Annotated in this window: 6 protein-coding genes; 2 read left to right on the forward strand and 4 right to left on the reverse strand. The window is 46.1% G+C overall.

The genetic code is table 11. From position 1 onward, the window contains the following. Positions 1-40: 40 nt before the first annotated feature. The 4 genes from QUA34_RS04945 to QUA34_RS04960 form a co-directional block, all read right to left on the reverse strand. On the reverse strand, positions 41-1,084 hold the full coding sequence (locus QUA34_RS04945) for a BMP family protein (RefSeq protein ID WP_333384476.1): 1,044 nt from the start codon (positions 1,082-1,084) through the stop codon (positions 41-43). Positions 1,085-1,253: 169 nt separating this feature from the next. Then, positions 1,254-3,428, reverse strand: a complete 2,175-nt coding sequence (locus QUA34_RS04950; protein WP_333384480.1) for a glutamine synthetase III — start codon at positions 3,426-3,428, stop codon at positions 1,254-1,256. A gap of 959 nt (positions 3,429-4,387) precedes the next feature. Then, positions 4,388-5,662 carry an alpha/beta hydrolase gene (locus tag QUA34_RS04955; protein WP_333384483.1) on the reverse strand — a complete coding sequence of 425 codons (1,275 nt, stop codon included), beginning with the start codon at positions 5,660-5,662 and terminating at the stop codon, positions 4,388-4,390. A 111-nt stretch (positions 5,663-5,773) separates the two neighbouring features. Beyond that, positions 5,774-6,376: a 2OG-Fe(II) oxygenase gene (locus tag QUA34_RS04960; protein WP_333384492.1), complete on the reverse strand. Its 603-nt coding sequence runs from the start codon at positions 6,374-6,376 to the stop codon at positions 5,774-5,776. A 245-nt stretch (positions 6,377-6,621) separates the two neighbouring features. On the opposite strand from QUA34_RS04960, the gene QUA34_RS04965 reads away from it, so the two are divergent. Together QUA34_RS04965 and QUA34_RS04970 are read left to right on the forward strand one after the other, a co-directional pair. After that, a complete protein-coding gene (locus QUA34_RS04965) occupies positions 6,622-6,843 on the forward strand; it encodes a hypothetical protein (RefSeq protein ID WP_333384494.1) in 222 nt (73 codons plus the stop codon). Between the two features lie 178 nt (positions 6,844-7,021). Then, on the forward strand, positions 7,022-7,381 hold the full coding sequence (locus QUA34_RS04970) for a group 1 truncated hemoglobin (RefSeq protein ID WP_333332224.1): 360 nt from the start codon (positions 7,022-7,024) through the stop codon (positions 7,379-7,381). Positions 7,382-7,679 lie beyond the last annotated feature (298 nt).

Below are 7,679 nucleotides of genomic sequence, written 5' to 3' on the forward strand. Positions count from 1 at the left end.
GACTTAAGGATCAATATTGGTAAATAAATTAATGCGCGCACTAAGGAGACACATCAATTTGGCCAGTCGTCACAGCTTCTCGGATGGTCTTGAAAGTGTCCTCTTCCTGAGACGTGAGACTACCACGGAAAGGGGCAAAGTCGTAGATCTTTTCCTTGAGCCCAAACTTGTAAAGTTTTCCTTCCCAGCGACCTTGCTGGGTTAACACTGCCACATTTAGCACAAGATTGGGAATGTCCTGCAGAACGCTAGTGAGGACTTTGCCGGGAGCCACTTCATACTGATCCTTTGTCCTACCAATCACAAAGACTCCTGGCTTTTGCGAAACGGCTATTAGCGCGGCTAACCCTGCCTCACCCGCGTTGAAAGTCAAAACATCTACTCCAGAGGCAACCATATCCGTTGCAATTTTGGTGGCTTTTTCCGTATCAACCCAAGAATCTAGAAAAGCAGTGGAGGCTTGAACAGAGGGATTCGTTGCCTTGACTCCCCGCCTAAACAAGGCTTCTTCTTCTTGGTAAACGGGATAAGGTTCACCCACAATATAGCCAACTTTATTGCTTTTGGTCTTCATGGCAGCCAAAGCGCCTGTGAGGTACCCCACTTCACCCGATCGAAAGGCAACAGCCCCTAAATTTCTGTTATTCCCTGGATGCGTTGTAATCAGGGCAAATTTCGTGCGTGGAAATTCTTTAGCGAGCTTTTCGGCAGTTGTGGAATAGGCACCACTGGCGGCAATTATCAGGTCATAGCCGGACTGGGCATATTTGCGAATGGTAGCTTCACTATTTTCACCGTCAATACTGTCAGTAATGTCTACCTCAGCATTAAATTTATTTTTGATTAGATTCAATCCTTCAAAGCAAGCTTGATCCCAACTTTGGTTGTCTTTGGCGCCTGTGGTGAGCATTGCCACTCTAAAGCTGCTAGAGGTGCTGGTTTCAGGGGCAGAGTCTACGTTCGGAGTCGATCGACTGCAACTGATCGCAAAAAATAGAGCTAGAGCCGCCAGAGTCATTTGTTTCAAGAGAGATTGAATCCGCATAATAGCTTTTCGCAGCAAGGTTACTTTTTCTACCCCCATAAAATTTGTTGAACCGTATCTCAACAATCTTCACAACTCTTACTGTAGCTGGGATTTAATGACTCTGGCCGATTCAGCGTACGACTCATTTAACCTCAAAAACAAGTAAGGACACGGCACTGCCGTGTCCTTACAACTCTAACCTGCAATTAACCGAATTTGTTTGCTCTTACTTAACAAACAGCATTTCTTGATAAGTAGGCAGCGGCCACAAATCATCAGCCACTTCACCTTCCAGAGCATCCGCATACTTGCGAACCTCATCCATCAAAGGACAAATTGTTTGCGAAGCATATTGCATATGGTCTTCTGTCGAAGCAAAATCGTGCTTGCTCAAAGCAGCACTCAATTTGCTGGCAGTATCAATCATGGACTTAACCAGCACCGCTACTTTTTCGGCACTTTCCTTTTCCAGTTCAATCCCAATCTCTTTCAATTTAGAAATCGTTCCAGAAACTTCAGCTAAATACCTCAAAGCTGCGGGGTAAATAATGGTTTTTGCCATGCTTATTACCAGTTTTGCTTCGACTTCAATTGCCAGCAAATACTGCTCAGCATAAACATCGTAACGGCTTTCCAATTCAACTGGAGTCAGAACACCTGTCTTTTCAAACAAGTCTTCAATGTATCCTTCCTTCAACACGGGTAAAGCATCTGCCGTAGTCCGCAAGTTAGCTAAACCCCGTTCCTCAACGGCCATTTTGTGCCATTCTTCGGAATAGCCGTCGCCACCAAATACAACCGCACCGTGCTCGTCCATCACTTCTTTGAGAATGGTTTGGATGGCAGCATTCAGTTCAGTTCCGTTAGCCAAATCGCTTTCTAATTTGTTAGCAATCCAGTCCAAAGAATCTGCAAGAATTGTATTCATCGCCACCAGCGGCCCGGAAACAGACTGACCGGAACCTACTGCCCGGAATTCAAATCGGTTTCCAGTAAAAGCAAAGGGCGAAGTCCGGTTTCTGTCTCCAGCATCCTTCATGAAAGTAGGCAGTGTTTCTACACCTAAGTTCATAATTCCCCGACCTTTAGAGTCCTTAACTTCTCCTCGGCTAATTTGCCCGAAGATATCTTCTAATTGCGAACCCAAATAGACAGAGATAATTGCTGGTGGAGCCTCATTTGCCCCCAATCGGTGGTCGTTGCTGGCAGTAGCAACTACCGCGCGCAGTAGCGGCCCGTATTTGTGAACTCCGCGAATCACAGCGCCGCAGAAAACTAAAAATTGTATGTTCGAGTGCGGTGTATCGCCGGGGTCTAATAAGTTTCCTTGGGTGGCATTGCCGACCGACCAGTTGACGTGTTTGCCAGAACCGTTAATGCCGGCGAAAGGCTTCTCGTGCAGCAAACACATAAAACCGTGTTTCTTCGCAGTGTTGCGGAGAATTGTCATGGTTAATTGTTGGTGGTCGCTGGCGACGTTTGCTGCTTCAAAAACTGGTGCAATTTCAAACTGACCGGGAGCTACTTCGTTGTGGCGAGTTTTGGCAGGAATTCCCAGCCGGTACATTCTTTCTTCTACTTCCTGCATGAAGACTTGAACGCGCTCTGGAATCGCTCCAAAATAGTGGTCGTCAAATTGCTGACCTTTCGCAGGAGGTTTGCCAAACAGGGTGCGACCTGCTAGCAGTAAATCGGGGCGGTTGTTGGTGAAATTGGCATCTACCAGGAAGTATTCTTGTTCGGAACCGCAACTGGAATTTACCGGAGCAACTTCGGTATTGCCTAATAGCTTTAACACTCGGGTTGCTGCTTTGTTCATGGCGGCAATGGAACGCAACAGCGGCGTTTTCTTGTCTAAGGCTTCACCTGTCCAGGAGATGAAAACAGTGGGAATGCACAATGTCATGCCGTTGTCTGTTTCCATGACATAAGCAGGGCTGGTGACATCCCAGGCTGTATATCCGCGAGCGGCGGCGGTGGAACGGATGCCGCCGTTGGGGAAGGAGGAGCCATCGGGTTCCCCTTGTACGAGAACTTTCCCTGCAAATTCTGAGATGACGGAGCCGTCGCCTTGCACTGAGATGAAACCGTCGTGCTTTTCGGCGGTACCGTTGGTTAGCGGGTAGAATACGTGGGCGTAGTAGAGGGCTCCTTTGGAAATAGCCCAATCTTTCATTGCTACTGCAACTACATCAGCTACGGAAGGATCGAGTTTTTGGCCGGTTTGAACGGTGTTTTTTACTGATTTGAAAATGCTTTTGGGCAGACTTTCTTGCATCTTGCTCAGAGTAAAAACGTCTGTTGCCCACATATCTTCGAGCCGCTTGGGAGGCCGACCCGGCATCAGTTTGCGGTTGACGATTTGAGAAATTGCTTGAACGCGCGATTCGTTTCCACTCATGGTTATTTTTATTGGTATTGCGGGACGAGTAATTGAGAAAAAATAGATGTTAGCAAAAGTCTAACGATTGACGAATATGCTGAATTTACCTCACATTTTGCACTATTCTCAATAAGTCTGGGACGGGCGGGTTCTCCTGCCCAACCCCTACTCCCCACAAGAAAAATCACTCTTTGTGGAATAGGCATGAAAGCCTGTTCTTGATCATGGTGCAACATCTGAGATTTACCCAACGTTTTTAGTCAAAGCTAACTTTTGGGAGAATGCCTTTTTTGGCAGGCTCGAAAAGATTGGAGGAGCGAGGCACAATGACATCGCCGTCCATCGGCTGTGACAATCCAGTGTGAGATGCGGTTGGATTGCGATTATTAGCAAGAAGATAAATGGCAAGAGCCTGTACAAACTTGAGTCAACATTATAGATGTCTGCACTGCACAAATTTCGTAACTAATCTTCACCCTGGTCAGCTCAAAAATTTTGTGCGAATCAATTCCGATGAATTCAGGTCAAAACTACTTATGGTTTTTAACAGTTCGACGATCGATAAATCGCAGTCCAGCAAACAACGCACTCGTTTAGGAGTTTTGGAGAATTATGGAGAGTACACAATCTACACTTGGAGAGTTTAAACAATCATTAACCAAATAAATGTATTGTAGGCTACATAATTTTAGGTTTTTTTCAGAAAGGTCGATCGCACCAAGCGCACACAACCGCAGGGTTTCAGTTTAACAGGGCATGGGGCCTGGGGCATGGGGCCTGGGGCATGGGGCCTGGGGCATTGGCCCGCGCAGCGCATACGTCACCACGCTTGAGAACCGCTATATAATAAATAAAGTCTGGCAACTATTCTAAAATTTGGTGCGACAATTGGCCGTAGAAATCTTTACGAGATTTGGGAACTTATTAAACTGTTATAGCCGCAGTTTATTGAGCATAAATGAGTAAGTTGATAGTTTTTAGTTAAGTGGTTGGTAATCCGAAGACTTCAGAGTATGAGCCAAAAAGCGTTCTGTGTAGTACAAAGCTAATTGATTGCTCGGGCCATTAAAAACTGCATCAAAGGCGTGTTCAGCCCAAGGAATTTCGAGCAAAATAGCCCGTGAAGCGAAGCTATCCCGTAGGGAATCGCCCGTGGCTCGCAATCGTTGGTAGAGCGATCGACCAAACTTGGGCTGAACGATATGGTCGCGGCCTGCATAAACCAGTAGAGAAGGGGGAAGATTGGGTTTAATATAATTTATGGGAGAAGCCCGACGGTAAAGCTCATTGAGTTCGTCTGGCGTTCCTCCCAGAAAAGCACGCAAGACGGCTCGAACATTTATGGCATCAGGAAAAGGTGGGTCATTGTATCCCCGGAGCAGGTCATTTGGCCCGTAATAGTTCACCACTGCTCGAACAGGAAGCACACTAGAATTATAAGCAGTTAGCATTGCTAAATGGGCACCTGCAGACCTTCCCATCAAAGCAATTCGATCGAGATCGATTTCCCAATCAGCAGCATGAGTTTTGATATAGGAAAGAGCGGCTTGTACGTCCTCAAGCTGAGCAGGAAATCGATACTTGGGAGCGTGGCGATAATCAATTGCAACCACACAATAGCCTTGAGCTGCCATATAGCGGCTGAATTCCTCATTGGAATCGGGATTACCTCTCTGCCAAGCTCCCCCGTAGAGCGTGATAATCGCCGGATATTTGCCAATTTCCACCGGCCGATAAAGGTTTAGTTGCAGTGAAACTCCGTCAGGGTTGGCAAATACAATAGCCCGATCGATCCTAACGTCTCTGATGGGAATTCCTCGGAACGTATCTGCGAGGATAAACGGTTGAGGGCGTAGCTGCGCGCGATGGGATTGAGGAATGGCTGCTAAATAGTTTTCCCCTAAAACTGCTTGCATTTGGGTAGCTATGGCTGCATTGGCTGCTGGGAACTGCATCAGGGGTAGCAGGCCCAGGATGAGGGCGAACAGGTTACAAATCAGTAAAATAATGTAGACTTTGCCTTGATGCCGTTTGAGCAGGTTCAGCAGAAGGGCGATCGTATTGATAGCGACCAACCAAGGACTGATTTCGGGTGCTCCCACCGCCAAAGGGTACAGGAACATCGTGGGTGCTGGTACGATGACCCAGAGACTGAGAAATAGTGCGATCGCACTCAGGAACCAAGAAATAAATGGCGAGACTAAGAATGCTGCCAATAAAAGTAACTTTTTGCGTTTCTTCTTGTGGATCATCGGATTATGGATAATCTCCTAGCACATAAGTTGGCGGTGATTGAACCCCTTGATGCAAGCGGCTGGTTAAGCGTGTTCTGAATTTATCACCCGCCCAGGAGCGAATAAACCTTACTTGCTTTTTGCTTTTACGGCCCTAGATTCCACTGTGAATCCTGGAATATCTTGCAGTTCTGTTTCGCTCAAACTGTACTGTTCGCAAACCAAACTCAAACGAGTTCCGCTACTTTTAACAGCGTTGACAGAGTGAGTCAAATCTCCTTGAAAATAGATCAGCGAGTTGGCTTGTGGCTTAATCTGCCCGACTTGCTGTTTGTTGCGCCGCAGTATCAACTCTCCCCCTTGCAAGTTCGGCGGCACTTGTACGTATAAAACGCTGACGGCTGCGGGAGGTTCAACAGTTTTGCAGTACGATCGCAAAGATCGATCGATATGCGGATCGACGCGGGAACCTTCACCCAGCAACAAAGGGTTGAGGTAAAAAGCATTGCATTCAGGCAGTAATGCTTGGTCTAGATAGGGTTTGAACAAAGGGAAGCGCCGTTCTACTTCGGCGATTTCCGAACGTTGAAACACCACGGAAAACCCTTTTGTGCCAATGAAATCGCGATTGAGGTTGTTGATTGCTAGATAAGGGGAGGCTAGAATTCCTCCTCGCAAGTCGTTGAGGTAGTCGATCGAGAAAGCGTTAGGATGTTGGCTATAGTATTTCAAGGCACTCAAAAATCATCAAAGTTTAAGGAAACAGCAGATAGAAATGCAGCAATCGCTCCTACTTGGGATTGCTTGGTTCCGCGCAATGACATAATAATGTTTATTTGTGTCCGCGTACTTAAGTTAAAGGTTTTTCTTAGCTGCGGGCGATCGCCCGGAAGTGTCAAAACCGACGAGAAACGGCAGAATATCAGTATACAGGCGAGCGTTGTGGTGATTCGATTATATTTGCAATTCCATTATACATGATGCCGCTGGGCAGCCGATCGCCCATTTATTTTAACTTCTCCAATTGCAGGGGCGAGCCTAATTTGGGCGATCGCATCCGGCCGCTATTTTATCACGGATTTCTTGAGTTTGCTAGCTGGAAAACAGATGCGTGTTGGCGCTGTGTCGAAAACATCTTGCTAAAACAAGCAATCCGTGCATTAGGTCAAAAGGCTGGGAGGGCGATCGACAATATCTAACTGGCGATAGACCCTTAATAAAGTTTACAATGATACTAATTGGTCTAAAAAATACCACCAGTCCCAACAGTTACTAAGTAATTATTTCAGATTAAATTAATATCTTACAGAGTGGAAAAAAGCAAAGCGGCCAGCTATAATTAAAGAGTAAGTAAAAAAAACAACTCGCTGAAACGATATGCCAACAACATTGTACGAGAAAATGGGTGGAGAACCAGCCATTAAAGAGATGGTAGATGATTTTTACCGCGATGTTTTGGCTGACGAGATAGTGAGCCACTTCTTCGATCATACAGATATGGAAAAGCAGCGGCGTCATCAAACTGCTTTTATCTCTTATGCCCTCGGCGGCTCCCAGCAATACTCAGGCCGTTCAATGGAGAAAGCACACGCAGGTTTGAATTTACAGCCTGAACATTTTGATGCAATTGTGAAGCATTTGACCGATGCAATAGTTGCCCACGGCGCCTCCCAAGAGGATCTTGATCAAGCGCTAGCTAAGATCGCTACTTTGAAAGACGCTGTTTTGTACAAGTAAAATGGAGTGAAGACCACAGGGTTTTTGCAGCCACTAGAATATTGATAAAAGTGGAGATTTCGTAATTGTGCAGCGAAAGCTCCACTTTGTTTTTTGCCGGATATAATGAACCGCTTTCGAGGCGAAGGAAGAGAAGAGTTCACAATTAATGCGAGCATTGCTAGAGTTATTTAATCAGTATCCCGTAGGAGTTTTGGGAAGCAATCGCGCGATAGATATAGTGTAAGGATTCAGGTCTAAATTTGAGGAATTAAAGATGGTTCTTGCAGATCTGGATTAACCATCGCTTTTATAGCTT

The organism is Microcoleus sp. POL10_C6 (assembly GCF_036701585.1).
Taxonomy (GTDB): Bacteria; Cyanobacteriota; Cyanobacteriia; order Cyanobacteriales; family Microcoleaceae; genus Microcoleus.

What these genes read in the sequence shown, in the direction of transcription:
- QUA34_RS04970 (WP_333332224.1), top strand. Translation starts at nt 7,022, where the DNA reads ATGCCAACAACATTGTACGAGAAAATGGGTGGAGAACCAGCCATTAAA.
- QUA34_RS04945 (WP_333384476.1), bottom strand. Translation starts at nt 1,084, where the DNA reads ATGGGGGTAGAAAAAGTAACCTTGCTGCGAAAAGCTATTATGCGGATT.
- QUA34_RS04955 (WP_333384483.1), bottom strand. Translation starts at nt 5,662, where the DNA reads ATGATCCACAAGAAGAAACGCAAAAAGTTACTTTTATTGGCAGCATTC.
- QUA34_RS04950 (WP_333384480.1), bottom strand. Translation starts at nt 3,428, where the DNA reads ATGAGTGGAAACGAATCGCGCGTTCAAGCAATTTCTCAAATCGTCAAC.
- QUA34_RS04965 (WP_333384494.1), top strand. Translation starts at nt 6,622, where the DNA reads ATGATGCCGCTGGGCAGCCGATCGCCCATTTATTTTAACTTCTCCAAT.